The 15,930-nt window shown below is 56.7% G+C and carries 20 protein-coding genes, 1 tRNA gene and 1 pseudogene; 10 read left to right on the top strand and 12 right to left on the bottom strand.

All coding sequences use genetic code 11. From position 1 onward, the window contains the following. Window positions 1-8 precede the first annotated feature (8 nt). The 4 genes from glcE (at window position 9) to CR159_RS19015 (ending at window position 4,404) form a co-directional block, all read left to right on the top strand. Complete coding sequence (gene glcE / locus CR159_RS19030) at window positions 9-1,109, top strand: glycolate oxidase subunit GlcE (protein WP_102075530.1); 1,101 nt, start codon at window positions 9-11, stop codon at window positions 1,107-1,109. Window positions 1,110-1,118: 9 nt separating this feature from the next. Then, window positions 1,119-2,369, top strand: coding sequence for a glycolate oxidase subunit GlcF (glcF, locus tag CR159_RS19025; RefSeq protein WP_102075529.1), 1,251 nt, complete (start codon window positions 1,119-1,121; stop codon window positions 2,367-2,369). Between the two features lie 26 nt (window positions 2,370-2,395). After that, window positions 2,396-3,511, top strand: coding sequence for a tRNA 2-thiouridine(34) synthase MnmA (gene mnmA, locus CR159_RS19020; RefSeq protein WP_102075528.1), 1,116 nt, complete (start codon window positions 2,396-2,398; stop codon window positions 3,509-3,511). 74 nt (window positions 3,512-3,585) lie between these two features. Beyond that, window positions 3,586-4,404 carry a sulfite exporter TauE/SafE family protein gene (locus CR159_RS19015; RefSeq protein ID WP_102075565.1) on the top strand — a complete coding sequence of 273 codons (819 nt, stop codon included), beginning with the start codon at window positions 3,586-3,588 and terminating at the stop codon, window positions 4,402-4,404. A gap of 81 nt (window positions 4,405-4,485) precedes the next feature. Here the strand turns inward: CR159_RS19015 and CR159_RS19010 are convergent, their stop codons facing one another. Then, a complete protein-coding gene (locus CR159_RS19010) occupies window positions 4,486-5,100 on the bottom strand; it encodes a glutathione S-transferase N-terminal domain-containing protein (protein WP_102075527.1) in 615 nt (204 codons plus the stop codon). A gap of 250 nt (window positions 5,101-5,350) precedes the next feature. Between CR159_RS19010 and purB the strand changes: the two genes are divergently transcribed. Continuing rightward, window positions 5,351-6,727 carry an adenylosuccinate lyase gene (gene purB / locus CR159_RS19005; protein WP_102075526.1) on the top strand — a complete coding sequence of 459 codons (1,377 nt, stop codon included), beginning with the start codon at window positions 5,351-5,353 and terminating at the stop codon, window positions 6,725-6,727. Between the two features lie 56 nt (window positions 6,728-6,783). Continuing rightward, window positions 6,784-6,859, top strand: a tRNA-Lys gene (locus CR159_RS19000). Window positions 6,860-6,989: 130 nt separating this feature from the next. Here CR159_RS19000 and CR159_RS18995 read toward each other — a convergent pair. The 3 genes from CR159_RS18995 to CR159_RS18985 form a co-directional block, all read right to left on the bottom strand. Then, window positions 6,990-7,220 carry a hypothetical protein gene (locus CR159_RS18995; RefSeq protein ID WP_102075525.1) on the bottom strand — a complete coding sequence of 77 codons (231 nt, stop codon included), beginning with the start codon at window positions 7,218-7,220 and terminating at the stop codon, window positions 6,990-6,992. A 224-nt stretch (window positions 7,221-7,444) separates the two neighbouring features. After that, the gene (locus CR159_RS18990) at window positions 7,445-7,966 is read right to left on the bottom strand and encodes a hypothetical protein (RefSeq protein WP_102075524.1); all 522 of its coding nucleotides are present in this window, start codon (window positions 7,964-7,966) and stop codon (window positions 7,445-7,447) included. A gap of 57 nt (window positions 7,967-8,023) precedes the next feature. Continuing rightward, window positions 8,024-8,254, bottom strand: coding sequence for a CsbD family protein (locus CR159_RS18985; RefSeq protein WP_102075523.1), 231 nt, complete (start codon window positions 8,252-8,254; stop codon window positions 8,024-8,026). A 273-nt stretch (window positions 8,255-8,527) separates the two neighbouring features. Here CR159_RS18985 and CR159_RS18980 point away from each other — a divergent pair, with 273 nt between their 5' ends. Beyond that, on the top strand, window positions 8,528-8,728 hold the full coding sequence (locus CR159_RS18980; protein ID WP_102075522.1) for a hypothetical protein: 201 nt from the start codon (window positions 8,528-8,530) through the stop codon (window positions 8,726-8,728). Window positions 8,729-8,787: 59 nt separating this feature from the next. Here CR159_RS18980 and CR159_RS22285 read toward each other — a convergent pair whose 3' ends face one another. Beyond that, window positions 8,788-9,129: a thermonuclease family protein gene (locus CR159_RS22285; RefSeq protein WP_369406269.1), complete on the bottom strand. Its 342-nt coding sequence runs from the start codon at window positions 9,127-9,129 to the stop codon at window positions 8,788-8,790. Window positions 9,130-10,218: 1,089 nt separating this feature from the next. Next, window positions 10,219-10,659: a hypothetical protein gene (locus CR159_RS18970; RefSeq protein WP_369406268.1), complete on the bottom strand. Its 441-nt coding sequence runs from the start codon at window positions 10,657-10,659 to the stop codon at window positions 10,219-10,221. Between the two features lie 377 nt (window positions 10,660-11,036). Between CR159_RS18970 and CR159_RS18965 the strand changes: the two genes are divergently transcribed. Then, entirely contained in the window at window positions 11,037-11,339 is a 303-nt protein-coding gene (locus CR159_RS18965) for a DUF6388 family protein (protein WP_102075519.1), read from the top strand. A gap of 83 nt (window positions 11,340-11,422) precedes the next feature. Further along, window positions 11,423-11,614, top strand: a complete 192-nt coding sequence (locus CR159_RS18960) for a hypothetical protein (protein WP_102075518.1) — start codon at window positions 11,423-11,425, stop codon at window positions 11,612-11,614. A gap of 88 nt (window positions 11,615-11,702) precedes the next feature. Here CR159_RS18960 and CR159_RS18955 read toward each other — a convergent pair whose 3' ends face one another. The 4 genes from CR159_RS18955 to CR159_RS18935 all read right to left on the bottom strand — a co-directional run bounded on the left by CR159_RS18955 (window position 11,703) and on the right by CR159_RS18935 (window position 14,588). Next, window positions 11,703-11,885: a hypothetical protein gene (locus CR159_RS18955; protein WP_143705484.1), complete on the bottom strand. Its 183-nt coding sequence runs from the start codon at window positions 11,883-11,885 to the stop codon at window positions 11,703-11,705. Between the two features lie 174 nt (window positions 11,886-12,059). Beyond that, entirely contained in the window at window positions 12,060-12,470 is a 411-nt protein-coding gene (locus CR159_RS18950) for an Hsp20/alpha crystallin family protein (protein WP_102075516.1), read from the bottom strand. A gap of 16 nt (window positions 12,471-12,486) precedes the next feature. Next, window positions 12,487-12,930 (bottom strand): Hsp20/alpha crystallin family protein, encoded by a 444-nt coding sequence (locus CR159_RS18945; protein WP_102075515.1) that lies wholly within the window; start codon window positions 12,928-12,930, stop codon window positions 12,487-12,489. A gap of 506 nt (window positions 12,931-13,436) precedes the next feature. After that, on the bottom strand, window positions 13,437-14,588 hold the full coding sequence (locus CR159_RS18935) for a YbfB/YjiJ family MFS transporter (RefSeq protein WP_102075513.1): 1,152 nt from the start codon (window positions 14,586-14,588) through the stop codon (window positions 13,437-13,439). Window positions 14,589-14,730: 142 nt separating this feature from the next. Here CR159_RS18935 and CR159_RS18930 point away from each other — a divergent pair, with 142 nt between their 5' ends. Then, the gene (locus tag CR159_RS18930) at window positions 14,731-15,072 is read left to right on the top strand and encodes a single-stranded DNA-binding protein (protein WP_102075512.1); all 342 of its coding nucleotides are present in this window, start codon (window positions 14,731-14,733) and stop codon (window positions 15,070-15,072) included. Here CR159_RS18930 and CR159_RS22370 read toward each other — a convergent pair. After that, window positions 15,069-15,215: a hypothetical protein gene (locus CR159_RS22370; protein ID WP_500796521.1), complete on the bottom strand. Its 147-nt coding sequence runs from the start codon at window positions 15,213-15,215 to the stop codon at window positions 15,069-15,071. The two genes, CR159_RS18930 and CR159_RS22370, sit on opposite strands and share 4 nt — an antisense overlap. A gap of 36 nt (window positions 15,216-15,251) precedes the next feature. Beyond that, window positions 15,252-15,791 (bottom strand): annotated as a pseudogene (locus tag CR159_RS22365) (IclR family transcriptional regulator); the annotation flags it as partial. Window positions 15,792-15,930 lie beyond the last annotated feature (139 nt).

Here is a 15,930-nt window from a genome sequence, read left to right as displayed (position 1 = left end):
AATTGATCATGAATTTCGTTTTATCCGAACTTTGTCAGCAAGTCATGACCGCCCGTGCGGGAGAGCGCCCCGTCTGCATACAGGGTGGCGGGACCAAAAGTTTCTACGGCGAGCCCGGCGATCGCGACACCATCAGCGACACGGCAGTGCTTGAGCTTTCGGCCTACCATGGCGTGGTCAATTATCAGCCGTCCGAGCTGGTCATCACAGCTCGCACCGGTACGCTGCTCAGCGATATCGAAAGCACCCTGGACGAGCAGAATCAAATGTTGGCCTTCGAGCCGCCGCGTTTCGGCGCCGCCTCGACCATTGGGGGCTGTATCGCCAGCGGGCTCTCGGGACCGCGCCGCATGGCCGCCGGCAGCGTCCGCGATTTTGTCCTTGGGGCCAAGTTGCTTGACTCTTCAGGCAGCGTATTGTCGTTCGGCGGCGAAGTCATGAAGAATGTTGCCGGCTATGACGTCTCGCGCTTGCTGGCCGGTTCAATGGGTATTTTTGGCGCACTGATCGAGGTCTCGATCAAGGTGGCCCCCAAGCCGTTTCAGGAAAGAACACTGGTCTTCGACATCGACGAGGCCGGGGCGCTGGGCCTGTTCACGCAATGGCGTAGCCAGCCTCTACCGATATCGGCAACAAGCTGGTGCGCCAGTCAAGGCGGCGGGGCGGGACTGCTGCATGTCCGTTTGTCGGGAAGCGAGCCGGCTGTCCAAAACGCCGCGACGAGGCTGGGTGGTCAGCTGATGGACGCCACCAGCGCTCCGGCGTTCTGGAACAGTCTACGGGACCAGACGCATTCCTTTTTCCAGGGTCGCCCCTTGTGGCGGGTGGCATTGCCGCCCCATACGCCGGCCCTTAATCTGGGCAATACCCTGATCGAATGGAACGGCGGCCTGCGGTGGTTGTCGGGCATAGAGGCCGGACACGAATTGCGCAGCACGGTAGCCCGCCTGGGCGGCCATGCGACGCTGTATCGCTACGACTCCAAGCCAGCCGATCTGAGCGTATTTCATCCTGTGGCACCGGCCGTCAAGAACATCAGCCTGCGCCTCAAGCAGGAAATCGATCCGGTGGGTATTTTCAATCCAAAACGCCTGTTCTCCGACTTCTGAGATTCAATCATGCAAACTAATCTGGCATCCTGGGTGCGTGATACCGATCAAGGCCAAGAGGCCGACGAAATCCTGCGCCGTTGCGTACACTGCGGTTTCTGCCTGGCCACCTGTCCGACTTATCAGATACTGGGCGATGAGCGCGACAGCCCGCGCGGGCGCATTTACCTGATGAAGCAGGTGCTCGAAGGCGTGGAGCCGACCCAGGCAACCCAGGAGCACCTTGACCGCTGCCTGACCTGTCGCAACTGCGAAACCACCTGTCCTTCGGGTGTGGAGTACGGCGCGCTGGTCGATATCGGCCGGAATATGGTCGACCAGCAAGTGCAACGGCCTTTTGGCCAACGGTTCACTCGCGCCGTATTGCGGCATACCTTGAACTCGCCCTTGTTCGGTCCGGCAATGAAGCTGGGCCGCTTGCTGCGTCCCGCACTTCCCGAGATACTCAAGAACAAAATACCCCGTACCCGGCCGGTTGGCACGCTCCCCGTCAACGGCGGCCGGCATCCGAGGCAGGTGCTGATGCTGTCCGGATGTGTTCAACCCGCCATGATGCCGACCATAGACGCGGCCACCATACGAGTGCTCGACGCGCTGGGAATAGGCACCCGGGTCGTGCCGGGCGCGGGCTGCTGCGGCGCCATCAACTTTCATCTCGATGCCCAGGAAGCGGCACTCGACCAGATGCGGGCGAACATCGACGCCTGGCTGCCCCTGATCGACAGCGGCGAGGCAGAGGCCATTGTCATGAACGCGTCGGGTTGCGGTGCCATGGTCAGGGAATATGCGCACCATCTGCGCCACGATCGCGACTACGTGGTCAAGGCCCTACGATTAGTGGATAAGGTCCGCGATGTCGCCGAGCTCGTCGCGCCCCATGCCAGTGCGCTGCGCCAGCTCATGAAAGCGGCGCCCGCGCCGGTCGCCTTCCACCCGCCATGCACGCTTCAGCATTGGCAAGGCTTGCGTGGTGTCAGTGAGCGCATGCTGATCGACCTGGGATTCACGCTGCAGCCTTTCGCGGAATCACACCTGTGCTGTGGATCGGCGGGCACGTATTCCGTTACCCAGCCGGAGCTGGCGCAATCGCTGCGTAACCGCAAGCTAAGCGCCATACAGGCAGCAGAGCCCTCGTGCATCATTTCGTCCAACATCGGTTGCATTACTCACCTGCAAAGCGGTACGGCTACACCCGTGCGGCACTGGATTGAAATCGTCGATGATGCCCTGGAAACCGGTCCCGCCGACTCGCTCTCGTAAGCGGCAGAACCGTCTAAAATACCTGCATGGCTAAACTATCTGCATCAAAAGGGCGCGTCGTGGTGGGTATGTCCGGGGGCGTCGATTCCTCGGTGACCGCATGGCTGTTGAAAGAACAAGGCTATGACGTAGTCGGGCTGTTCATGAAAAACTGGGAGGACGATGACGACTCCGAGTACTGTTCAACCCGCCAGGACTGGCTGGATGCGGCCAGCGTCGCCGACCTGATCGGTGTCGACATCGAGGCGGTGAATTTTGCCGCGGAATATAAAGACCGCGTGTTCGCGGATTTCCTGCGCGAATATTCGGCGGGCCGCACGCCTAATCCCGACGTCCTGTGCAATGCCGAAATCAAGTTCAAAGCCTTTCTCGACCACGCGATGTCGTTGGGCGCCGAGCATATTGCCACCGGCCATTACGCGCGTGTGCGCACCGTCCAGACCGAAGCCGGCCCGCAGCATCAATTGCTCAAGGCGCTGGACCATACCAAAGATCAAAGCTATTTCCTGCACCGCCTGAACCAGGCCCAGCTTGCCAAGACGCTTTTCCCATTGGGTGAAATTCCCAAGACCGAAGTGCGGCGCATGGCTCAAGCCCTTGAGTTGCCGAACGCGGCCAAAAAAGACTCCACTGGCATTTGCTTTATCGGCGAGCGTCCTTTTCGCGAATTCCTGAACCGCTACCTTCCCACCAAGCCCGGTCCCATCAAGACCCCTGAGGGTACCGTGGTGGGTGAGCACCAGGGACTGGCGTTCTACACCCTGGGTCAGCGCAAAGGCCTGGGCATAGGCGGTATCAAGGGGCGCCAGCGTGACGATGGCACTGCCGACGCCTGGTTTACTGCTCGCAAAGACATTCCGCACAACACGCTTTATGTCGTGCAGGGGCATGATCATCCGTGGCTGCTGGGCCAGTCGCTTCAGGCGCAGGACGCCAGCTGGGTCGCCGGCTGCGCACCGGAGCCCGGCTCCTATGCCGCCAAGACCCGCTATCGGCAAACCGATGCGTCGTGTGTCCTGGCCGAGGCCCGGGACGGTGACTTTACGCTATCGTTCGAACAGGACCAGTGGGCGGTCACACCCGGTCAATCGGCTGTGCTGTATTCCGGTGATGTCTGCCTTGGAGGCGGCATCATCGTTTAGCCCAGATGCACCGTAAATCGGCCGCAGTTACCTTCATTTTCTTTGTTTCATCTGCTTTTCTTTTCAAGGTTTATATGGATCCGGTCTTTATTGTCAGCCTGGCTTGTCTAGGCGCTGCGGTGGGCTTTGCTGCCGGATTGTTGGGAATAGGGGGCGGAATGATACTCGTACCATTTCTCACGATGCTCTTTCCCTTTTACGGCGTACCTGACGACTTGATTGTGCACGCGGCAATTGCCACGTCCATGACCACCATTATCTTTACGTCGATTTCCAGCATGCGCGCACACCATGCCAAGGGCGCCATACGCTGGGATATTGTCTGGATCATGGCGCCGGGCATGATAGTCGGTGGCCTTTTGTCGGGCGGAGCGGTGTTCTCCTACATTAGCGCAACCTGGCTGGCTGTGATATTCGGGATTTTTGTCGCCTATTCCGGCGTGAAAATGCTCAGTGGCAAGCCGCCTGTCGTCGGAAGGACCATGCCGGGCAAGGCTGCGACTGCCAGTGTGGGCGTGGGAATCGGTTTCGCCTCGGGCCTGCTGGGAGCGGGCGGTGGCTTTTTATCGGTGCCGTTCATGACGCGCAGCAATGTGCTGGTGCATAACGCGGTAGCGACGTCGGCGGCCTTGGGTTTCTTCATTGCGGTGGCCAATAGCGCCGGCTATATCTATTCGGGCTTTTCCGAAGCGCAAGGGCATGATGGAATGCTGGGCTATATTTTCTGGCCTGCACTTATCGTTTTGTCGGCCATGAGCGTGCTGACGGCTCCGTATGGCGCTCGCTGCGCGCATCGCCTGCCGGTGACCACCTTGAAGCGCGTGTTTGCCTGCCTGCTGTTCGTGCTAGCGGCATACATGTTGTTCGAGGCATATAAAGGATTTTCGGCTTGATCGACAGGACGCGTAGCCCGCGTCCTGTCGTCTCATCGTGTCGCTTGAGGCCGCCTGGCAGCGGCTGTTGCAGGGGCTTTATCAGCCCTGCGGCGGCAATGTGCTGACGAACGAAGGGCGGCTTTGCAGCTTTTCATCGAGGCGCTGCAAATTGCTGTGGTCCGCACGCCAGTCCAGTTGCGGGAAACGCAGGTCGAGATAACCGAGGGCGCAGCCTACCGCGACATCGGCCAGGCTGAAATTGACGCCCATGCAGAATGGCTGATCGTCCAGGCTTTTATCCATGGATTCCAGGGCTACCGATATTTTTTGGTACTGCCGCGAAACCCAATCTTCGCTGCGCAGCTCGGCTGGCCGGCGATGCGTTTCTATATGGATGGCAATAGCGGCATCGAGCACGCCGTCACCAATGGCTTCCCAGCACTTTGTGGCGGCACGGTCGCGACTTTGCTGCGGAATCAGGCGACCTACCGGCGAGAGTGTGTCGAGGTATTCTACGATAACGCGCGAGTCGAAAAGACTGCCCGAGTCTTCCATGATTAGACAGGGCACCTTACCTAAAGGATTATGTGCCTGTATTTGTGTGTCGTCGGCCCACACATTTTCAAGAACAAAGTCGTAATCAAGTTTTTTTTCTGCCATGACGACACGCACTTTGCGCACGTAAGGACTAGTTAACGAACCAATTAATTTCATGTCAAAGTTCGAGAGTTGCGGGCAAAAAAAGTATAGCAGGATACGATTGCTTATTCCCCGCTAAACAGGGACAAAACGGGCGCTGTTACGATCCCGCCGGGAATGTGTCGTTTATATGCGCATTCGGCTCAATAGCATTGACGGAACACGGGTAACTCTCTATGCGCGTTTACCACTGTCCACATCCGTTCAGCCTGCGGCTGAACGCGAATGCTAGAATTCGACCTAATTTTCCTTTACGTGAACTGCCATGTTAATTGCCTCGCAACTAAGCCACTTGAACGCCTTGTCCCCTCTTGACGGACGCTATGCCGCAAAAGGGCAACCGTTACGCGCCACACTGTCGGAAGCGGCGTTCATGGCACATCGGGTCGAGGTCGAGGTGGCCTGGCTCCAGGGCTTGTCTGAAGCCGGCCTGCCCGAACTACGTCCTTTTTCCGCGTCTGCCAAGGCCGAGCTGAAGCTATTGGTCGACGAGTTCTCGGAATCCGACGCGGCGCGTATCAAGGAAATCGAGAAGACCACCAATCACGACGTCAAGGCGGTCGAATATTGGTTGAAAGAACGTGTGGCCGGTAATGACGAGCTTGCTGCGGCAGCCGAATTCATTCACTTCGCCTGCACGTCCGAAGACATCAACAACACCTCGCACGCGCTGATGCTGTCTCGCGCCCGCTCTGAGTTCATAGTGCCCAAGCTCACCGAGCTGTGCCAGCATTTGAAGGCGATGGCGCGCCAGTTTGCCGACCAGCCCATGCTCTCGCGCACGCACGGCCAGCCTGCCAGTCCAACCACGCTCGGCAAGGAATTCGCCAATGTGGCGGCGCGGCTGGAGCGTGCCATCACGGCGATCGAGGCCGTTGAGCCCTTGGCCAAGCTGAACGGAGCAACCGGCAATTACAACGCGCACGTGTCCGCGTATCCTGAAATCGACTGGCCGGCCTTCAGCGCCGGCGTCCTGGGCAACCTGGGCCTCGTGCAAAACCCTTATTCAATACAGATCGAGCCGCACGACTGGATGGCCGCCCTGTTTGATGCCGTGGCGCGCGCCAACACCATCATCCTGGATCTTGACCGCGACATATGGGGCTATGTATCCCTTGGCTACTTCAAGCAGCGGCTTAAAGAAGGAGAGGTCGGTTCCTCGACCATGCCGCACAAGGTCAACCCCATCGACTTTGAAAACTCGGAAGGCAACCTGGGCCTGGCCAATGCGGTATTGCGTCACTTGTCCGAAAAATTGCCGCTTTCACGGTTCCAGCGCGACCTTACCGATTCCACGGTACTACGCAACCTTGGCGTGGCCTTCGGCTATTGCGCCATTGCCTATGACTCCTGCCTGCGTGGTTTGCATAAGCTAGAACTCAATGCCGTAGCGATCGATGACGATATTGATTCCTGCTGGGAAGTGCTGGCCGAGCCCGTTCAAACGGTCATGCGCCGCTACGGTTTGCCGCAACCCTATGAGCAGCTGAAAGCGCTTACGCGCGGCAAAGGCATCAACCAGGTTGGCCTTACCGAGTTCATCAATGGACTTGATTTGCCCGAAGAACCCAAGCAGCGCCTGCTTGCCCTCACGCCGCGGTCTTATATTGGCCTGGCTGCCGATTTGGCGAAAAAAATCTAGTCCTATGCTGGCACGCCGCCAATTTTCGCGGTAGAATCTTTTTCTTTGCAGGACACGGGCTGTTAGCTCAGTTGGTAGAGCAGCGGACTCTTAATCCGTAGGTCGGGCGTTCGAGCCGCCCACAGCCCACCAGTAATATCAAGCACTTAGGCCAATTCTTCGGAGTTGGCCTTTTTGTTGGTGGGGGATCCCTGACATGGCCACTGCCTTTTGGAACCGAAACCCGCCATTGCGGGTTTTTGCGTTTATGCGCCGGAGCGAGCTACGTGTCCTTACTGAGGAGATAGTGCAAACGTTCCTGGTTGGGATGCTCTTTGATGTCTATGCGGATAGCGTCTACCAAAACAGCGAAGACCTTTTCAGGTTCCAACCCTTGCCGATCCGCAATATCGCCGATTCTATCTGAGCGCTGTTGGTAGTACGCGGCGTCGAATTCCTCGACACCGTTTAGTTGATCGAGTATTTGTAGAGCAAATGCGTAGTCGTCTTCCATGCCGCGTCCATCGGTAAGGTGTTGTCTTGGGACTCCACAACATACCATGGAGATGCAGCCGCGACGCCAGACTTTTTACGTTTCCACACGCAGTCGGATTCGCCGAGTCCGCATCCCCATCTACATCCGCGGCGCGATTACGGCGAGTTGCACGGAATTGACCAGGTCTTAGAACGCAGATATTGCATGGAGGCGCAGATCTGCAAGGGCGTGTGGATCTTGCGTTAATCGGAATTCAACACGCGGGCTTCACCAGAGCAAAGCGTCAAGCCAATGCTAAGGCGGCCGTCCTCGCGTAAGAGCAAATGACAGCAGTCGGCTTCCATGTCGACAATAACCCGGATTTTCTTATCCTGGCCTGCCTCAGAGGGAGGTTGGAACACGATGTGCTCATGCCATGTGGCTTTCACGGTTGCGGCATCAGTGCCATGCGAGACGACGTCCTTGATTTTTACATCGAGCGAATAGTCGGCAATACTATTCTTGCTCGCGAGTGTGCCAAAGAGTCCGCCTAGTTGCAGTATGTCGTTCTTCTCGAGCGTCATAGCTACGCTGCCCGTATGGGCGCCGTCTTTCTGAATGCGGATATCTGCCTGGAAGGCGGCGCCGTCGGCCAAGTTGGCATCTGTCCAATCTAGCACCAACTGCGGGTCATAGGCCTGCATCAAGTCCTTAGCCTCTTCGCAGATTCTGTGTAAATACTTGCGAATGTCTTCTCTCGCTAAACCGGGCGTTGGCGTGTCCATGCCATCCTCCTTGGGAAGGTCGAGATAAAGCCCTCCGAAGAGGGCTTGTCCTGACTGCTACGGCCGTGGTCGGGCTGCTGGATCGTTGAGGTTATTGGCGTCGTCCGCCTCGTCAAGCGCGTCCCGCACATCGTCTTTGGCTTCACCGTACTTACGTTGAATCTTTCCGGCAGCCTGATCGGCTTTGCCCTCGAGTTCCGTGCTTCGGTCGCCGGTAACCTCACCGAAGGCTTCCTTCACATTACCCTTAATTTCTTTTCCCGCGCCTTTAATACGATCGCTATCCATATCAGTACTCCTTACTCGCGTTCATCGAACCGGATTTCCGGTGCTCAAAGACATGAAGCAAGCCATGTGCCCGAGCCATAAAGTCCATGGCCGACCCGGTTTTTCGAGATGGACTTCATTTGGGCACGTCAGATGCTCACCTTATGTTTCGCAGAAGTGACTATGACTGGCATCAATGATTTGACGGAGCTCGAGGCCGCACAGGACAAGGTGCAGGCCTAGATGTAGCGGCTTATTGAGTGTTGTCGTAGTCGAGACAGAAACGGAGCAGCAATGAGCAAGAACACGTTTGAATACAAGGGGCACACCGTAGAAATCATTTCGACGGATCTGGCGGGTGGGGGCCATGGCTTTGGCTTGAAGATCGACGGCGATACCATCAATCGAGGCGGTTTCGACCGCTCTAAATCTGTTGATGCAGCAATTGAAGAGGGGGTCCGTTGGACGAAGGAATACATCGACTCGTTGCCTTGAGGCGGCACGCGCCGCCCTTGTCCGTAGGAGTGCGCCCATCCGCCAGTTGCGTCTGCGCCTTATCGACCCATCTTCCTGAACTCCCACGGCGCGACGGGATCTGGGCGGCGCCACAGCCCCGTATGGTTTGCTCGCGCCTTGTCTTGTAACTTGTGCATTTTCGTTGCGGGTGAGTAGCGGCTATAAGCCCAGGCATGGCCGGCCATTACCATTGCGATATTCGCGTTGATCTCATTGCAAATTACGGTACCTAATGTGTGCTTATGCTGACCCTGTCCGCGACTTTCGATTCGGACCTTCATGCCCACTGGGCAAATGAACCTCAAAAAACTGCGAGACGCTTTGCCATGTTCCTGGCGAAGTTCGGGCGCATCGATCTGCGCAAGCCTGACTTGGGTCATCTCTTCCTGCTGAGAGCAGTGCACGCGTAGGCTGTCTCCATCAAGTACCGAAGAGATCGTACAGATCTGTCCGGCCGCGCTGCCGGAGGTCGAGGCAAGAATCAAACAGAATAGAAGCCTGGTCACTTTTACATAGCCCGCTGGACCGTCGGTTACGCAGGATGCCGAAACGCGTCGTCCACCCGAGACTGTACCATCCATGGAATAGTGTCCCCCGGAATAGGTGGGCTTGAGAGGCGAGCGCCCCGATGATGGCTTACGCCCGTTGAAGTGAAAAAGTATATCAATTGTAATTACGAGCAAACGCGATTGCAGTGCCAGCCTGCCGTTGGTACGGTGGAGTCTCAATAATGGGCTTCGAAGGAGAACGTTATGGCACCACCAGCACTTGACATCGCTCCATCATTAAAATCCCAAGCCGTGCGCCGTGCGCTTTGGTTGAGCGGAGGAGGCCAAGAATTAAACACTGCGCCTGTCCAGCCTTCAGTTAGCGACTTGCCAGCGGCGGAGCCAAGGCAAAAGCACCGGCATGGCTAATCAAAAGAAAGCACTCGTGCTAGCGGTTGATATATTGGAAATCGTTCAGAATTTGCGCGTTGAGAAACGTGACAAGCTCGTCTTTATAGGTTGCGATAGTTCTACGGGGACAAGGATCATTTGATCCATGTCCCCGATGTAGTCCCGCAGCCTGGACGCTCGGCATGGCTTTGCGGATACGTTATTGGTCGTTGCGAGATTCTTTTCCTAGCGGCCTTGGAGTGTCATCCCTATTAGGTGAGGTAGGTACTCCAGCCGGATTTGTCTTGCTTTCGCCGGAGCGTTCCGATTCCTTCACCGGCGACTTTAATCCCAATTCCGAACTCGGATTTAGTTCATCCTGGGTGCTGTCCGTTGCTTGTTTCTGATCTCTTTGCAAAGGGGTAACTGGTTTCTGTTCCTGTGTCATGTTGTTCCTTCATAAGCATCACCTGGCCAGTTCGGCTGAACGGCCTCCACGCTTTTGTAGGGCAAGCAATGTGCCTGCGGCACCGGGCACAGAAATGCCCTCCGAAGAGGGCATGATGGCTAGTGGTTCAACGCTCTGTAAGGTTACTTGCCATGCTGGGTTTTGGCTTGTGCAATACATTGGTCCTTTGCATCGCCGGACATGGCGTCGCATTTTTCTTTCGCAACGTCATAAGCCGAGTCTCGCTTCGTCTTTGCCGCATCATGTTGTGCTTCTGCGGATTCTTTATTGGCCTTTTGATCGGCTTTAGCGGAGTCCCGGCGGGCTTCGGCCGCTTTCTCGCAGACATCCTGGTCATTGCCTTTCATGGTTTCGCACTTTTGCATGTCCGCCTTATATTGGGCTTTGGCATCGGCTGCGGATGTCGATTGGGCCCATGCAGATGAACTCATGCCTGCCCCCAATACAAAAGCGGAAATAAGAAGGTGCTTTGATATTGTATTTGCGATGGTCATAGGTGTTGCTCTCACTTTTAAAGGTTGCGTTTCAAAATGCTCAGCGTCGAGCGGCCAAGCTTCTGACAATCTGTGTCTAGCAACTGGTGTGCCTGACGTGGGCAATGGGTCCGTCACCAAGTTACGTTTTGTAAGGTCCGGCTTTGCAGAAGTGACTAGAATCCCAGTCGAACCCACTTTTTGAGATACCTATGAAGTTGATTGCCTTGCTTGCCTTTACGGTTTCCATTCTGTCCGCGTGCGCTGTCTATACGCCGTCTGGATCAGTTGTTGTTGACCCGCATGGAGGCGACCGGGGTGGCTTCTGTCCGCCGGGGCAGGCCAAGAAGGGCAACTGCTAAGACACGGCAGATCTATCTGTCGCTCCGTAGCGTGTACGATGAGGCGCGATCGCAACGTCGCCGAATAGCATCAAGCGTCGTGGCACCATAGACAGGACTAGAACAATGAACGATGAATCCAACAAGATCAAAACAGCAGTGGCTCGTGGCAAGCAGCGGTTTTTTGAACGCAATCCTGATTTGATGCGTGAGGTGGATGCCATTACTGAGCAGGACGCACAGGCCGCCGGGAAAAGCGTCAGTGAACTGCGCGAGATTGCCAAATATCGGGCGATCGCCGGTGTGACCAAGGCAATGGGGAAAGACAGTTTCATCATGCTGCTGGAACTGGGCTCAGATTCAACTGAGGAGTTCGAACAGCTTATCGCCGCCCAGAACGTTCAGATTAAAAAGTCGATTGGAATGTAGCTGTTCGAGGGCTCGTCCACCTTTGCGGCGATGCCACGAAAGTTAGCCATAACGAATTCATAAACGAGTTAAAAGAGATACGAATGATCAAACGCAAGAGTAGCGCGGTAATTTTGGCAGGCATGTTGTCATTCGGGTTGGCAGGCTGCCAACCCGAAGAAGGTCCGGCCGAGAAAGCCGGGAAAGCGGTCGACCAGTCCATTAGTAATGCCGGCGCCCAGATCGAGAAGGCGGGCGACAAGATTCAAGCTGCGGCAAGAGACGCACAAAAATAACGTCAGATGGCGGATACTCATGGGCGGTAGCAAGTGGGGCGCGGCGCGCCCCACTTGCTACTGTGAGGTAAAGGCGTCGGATGGCGCTTTACTTTTTCTCTTTTTCCGGTCCGCTGGTTTTTTCAAGAAAAAAAGGAGTGTCGTCCTTGGGTTTCAAGGGCGACGATGGAGCGCCCTGCGGATTCGGGTTTCCATCAAACTGAGTCGCTTTTTCGCCCTTGGCGTCTTGTTGGCTGTTGTCTTGGTCGGTTTTACGGTCGGATCGAGTCATTTTATTTCCCTGTATCAGCAATTGGCCCTGGCATGCATTCAACCGGCGCATGCATATGGCATGCCCAACGCCATCCAGGTGGCTCATAAAAAACACCCCAAAGGCTGGATGGGTGTCCAACTTTTGGGGTGCAGTCCGCCTGGGAGCCCCAAGGCTTCCGCCGGCGCTTGACGCTTAGCCGGCCTGTACTTCGATACGCCGGGGCCGCGCTTCTTCACGCCGCGGTATCGTCACTCTCAGCACGCCATCCTGTAGATTGGCGTCGATCCGCGACGTATCCAGGTCGGGGGCCAGAGTAAAGCTGCGGGCAAAGCGCGACTCCCTGACTTCCGCGTACTTGAGCTGCAGGTTCTCAGGTGTCGGAACGACAGCTTCACCCTGGATGCGCAAATTGTCGTCGTGGACCTCGATCTCCAGCTTTTCTTTTGGTACAGCCGGCATGTCCAGCCACAGCGTAATACCGTGGCTGTTTTCCTCTACATCGACGGCCGGTGTGAGTGTCAGGGGCCGAGCCGCTTGGCCGCCCTGGCGAGGGGCAACCTGAGCTTGACTGCGCTGCAAAGCATTGCTGCTGATGTCGTTCATGATCTTTCCTCCGTGTTTATTGAACAGTAATAGCGCGCGGTTTGGACGCCTCATGTTTGGCGACGGTCACCATCAGGCACCCATTCGAGCAGCGCGCCGTGACCTGCTCGGGATTGGCGTTCGCGGGCAGCTCGATGGTGCGGCGAAACGAACCGGCATAGCGTTCCTGCGCATAGCGCCGGGCGTCATCGCTCTCTTCGTTGGCGAACAAGGCCTGGCGCTCGCCACTGATGGTCAATAGACCTTTATCAATCGAGACATCGATCTGATCAGACTTTACGCCGGGTACGAAAGCGACGATCTCGATGGCGTCGTCAGTCGTGCCTACGTTGAGCTTGGGGAATGACCCATAGCGGTCCGAACGTATGCTTGAAGGAAAGCCGCCAAAAAGCGAAGCCACCTGTTGCTGTAGGCGGTCGAACTCGCTCAAGAGGTCGGTTTGCAAATAAGAACTTCTCATGGACGTAGCCTCCTTGTAACGGGCCGCACGCCTCGGAATCTGCTCGGCGCTCGGCTAATGACAGACTGTGGAAACGGGAGAGCTTGCTACCCGCCTGTTTGCGATATAAGTGCAAACCCGGGGATTTCAAGAGGATTGAAATAAGTGGGGAAGCTATTCGGCCCATTGACGGTATTCGGCGTTTTATTCAGCATCTCTACCATGTTCCCAGGCAGACGCAGATCCCTTTTGTTCACACTGGCCCCCTAGAAAAGGAGGGTGTTTCCTTGAATGCTCCGCAGATCGTTAACGGAATCGGCATATACCGAACCAATGGTGGCAGGCTCGCTTTTATCACCGAGATTACCACCGCGGTTGAGTCGGAGGAAGTCAATTGTCTGGGGTATGTGCTCGTCTTCGATCAGCGTGCCGTCGCAACAGAATGGCACCGATGGTCCCTGAACGGGCGTTGCAACTCTGGAAGCGATGTTGAATTTCAACTTGTGGAGCAGGTGTAGTCGGAAATGTCAGCTCAATGGCGGCAAGGGTTTCTGGCATAGGGCCAGCAGCGCCGCCAAAAACAGCATTCCGGCCGAAGCGGCGAGGCCGCTCGATAGCGAGCCGGTCAGGTCGCTGATCCAGCCGCAGGCAACCGGTCCGATAGTCTGCCCGAGGGCGAAAAGGCTTGTGGCGACCGCCAGCGCATTGCCCCAGGCGCGTGGTGGCAAATTTGTCTTCACGAATCCCGTGACCGCCGAGGGCACCATGAACACGCTGGCGCCTACCAGCAATGCAGAAAGCCACGTTCCGATCAGATTGGACAAGAGCAAAGGCAGCGCTGCACCTGACGCCAGTACGAGCAGGGCCAAGGCCATGGGTATGCCGTCGCGACGTCCGTTGAATACACTGCGCCAGACAATAGGGGCTACCAGGGTCATCGCACCCAGGAGTATCCACATTATTGACGTGGTGCCGGCCAGGCGTGACGGGTCCGCCGTGTGATGTTTGACCCAGGCAACAATGAACGTCATGTAGGCAATGTAGCCCAGCCCAAAAAAGAAATAAGCGATAAATTCAGCGGCGCAATGCCGCCATGGCCAGCGTGTCGATGTGGTCGGTGAGGATGGCTCCTGAATTGTGGCGCAAGCCGTAACGGCTGCAATCGATAAAGGAACACACACGGCGCCGATGACCAGCCATGCCCAAGGCCAGGCGCTGGCCCCTGTTTCGTAGAATAGCCAGGGAAGCACTGCGCCGGTAAGCAGCATTCCCAAGCCTCCGCCACTGAAGAATATGACAATGGCACGCGTCCCGAGCACGCCCGACAGCACGCCGCCGCAGATGAAAGCGCCCGCTGCACCGAATCCCGCGAGAAATCGAAACAGCGTTAGCCATTGAAAATCTTGCGTCATGCCGGTACCCAGTAGGGTAACGGTGGTCAGAACCAAACCGCCCGCAAAAAGGATGCGGTTGCCCAGTCTGGCGACAAACAGAATGGTCAGCAAGGCGCCCAGCAAATAGCCCAGGGAATTGGCGGTATTCAGCCAGCCAGCCTGTGCGTAATTCAGTTCCAGGTCGGCCTGCATCGCAGGCAGGATAAGGGCATAACCGAAACGTGCGAAGCCCACGGATACGGCGGCTCCTCCTGATAAGGCCCATATGGTCAAGCCTGGCTTCATTCCGGCATACCTCTCGTTGGCGGGTGTTGGAGTGCTGAACGGTCCATGTCGGCATGCAAGCGAGCCGCAAATGCATTCTAATAGCAGTCTGACGACCGACCCAGCCGAATTTGGCCAGCTATTGATGATGGAAGCAACATAAATGATCGACGCACTCACGGCAGGCAGGCTTTACGGCGCGCCCAAGCAAGGCACAGGAAAAACAGGCGACAGCTACACGACCGCGAAGGTCAAGGTGATGGCGGGCAATGGCGATACCCTGTTATGCAACGTAATCGCTTTCGACGAGAAGGTGCAGGCCGCGCTTCTGGCTCTGGATGATGGCGATTCGGTAGCAATGTCGGGCAGCCTCACGCCCAAGGTGTATCAGGACAAGGCCGGTGACGTGCGGCCGACCCTGGATCTAGTGTGCCATGCTGTGCTGACGCCCTATAACGTGCAGCGCAAGCATCAGGCGGTCAATGACAGCAATGGGCGCGACTAAGCCGGCTCTACCCAGTAAGGATCGAAACCGATGCGCGCGGAGAGCCGCGTGCAGACATTACCCATGATTTCCTTGATCTGCTCGATATCGGGGCGGGGTGTGCCGTCGATCCTGGCGATATGGGGGACGTTAATGGCAGCCACCACGCGTCCTCCTATGCTGCGTACAGGAAATGCAATGTTCGTGATGCCGTCTATCTGGATGCTGGGCATCGAGGCGTAGCCCTTGACGCGCACCTCCTTGAGCAGGGCAAATAGCTGACCCGGATCCATATTCAGTTCACCTTCCACCCTGATATGGCTGCTGAGCATGCGGGTGCGCTCTATCTCGTCCTGGTAGGCCAGCAAAACATGGCCCGATGACGTATCGGTCAGTCCCATCACCACGCCGATTTTCAAGCCGAAGGACCAGCGCTCCGGACTATCGACTTGGGCAATGACAACGACACGCCCGTTCTGAAAGATGGACAAGTGGCAGGATTGCCGCGCACGCTCGGCCAGTTCGTGCAGCAACGGCAGCGATGCGCCCACCAGTGACTTTATTGGCTGCTGGCGATGCGCCAGCTGAAACATCTTCAACGTCAACGTATAGCGATCGTTCTGATCGGCCTGGATGAATCCCCGCCGCTGCAATGTGACCACCATGCGGAACAACTCATTCACGTTGCGTCCCAGTGCCTGGCACAGCTCATTAAGCGTGTAGCCGTCAGCGCTTTGACTTAGTGCCTCTAGCCCGGACTTTTCACCATGAGGCTTGCGGGAGTGATTTTTGCGCCTTGATCTGACCGAGTGCTGCGCCGGTCTGCTTGGGGGCGGCGTTGGAGGAGATTTTCAGCGCTGCGGACGCAATTTCCCCTAC

It is taken from the genome of Pollutimonas subterranea, from assembly GCF_002849655.1.
Classification (GTDB): domain Bacteria; phylum Pseudomonadota; class Gammaproteobacteria; order Burkholderiales; family Burkholderiaceae_B; genus Pollutimonas; species Pollutimonas subterranea.
This window is presented reverse-complemented; position numbering and strand designations above follow the sequence as displayed.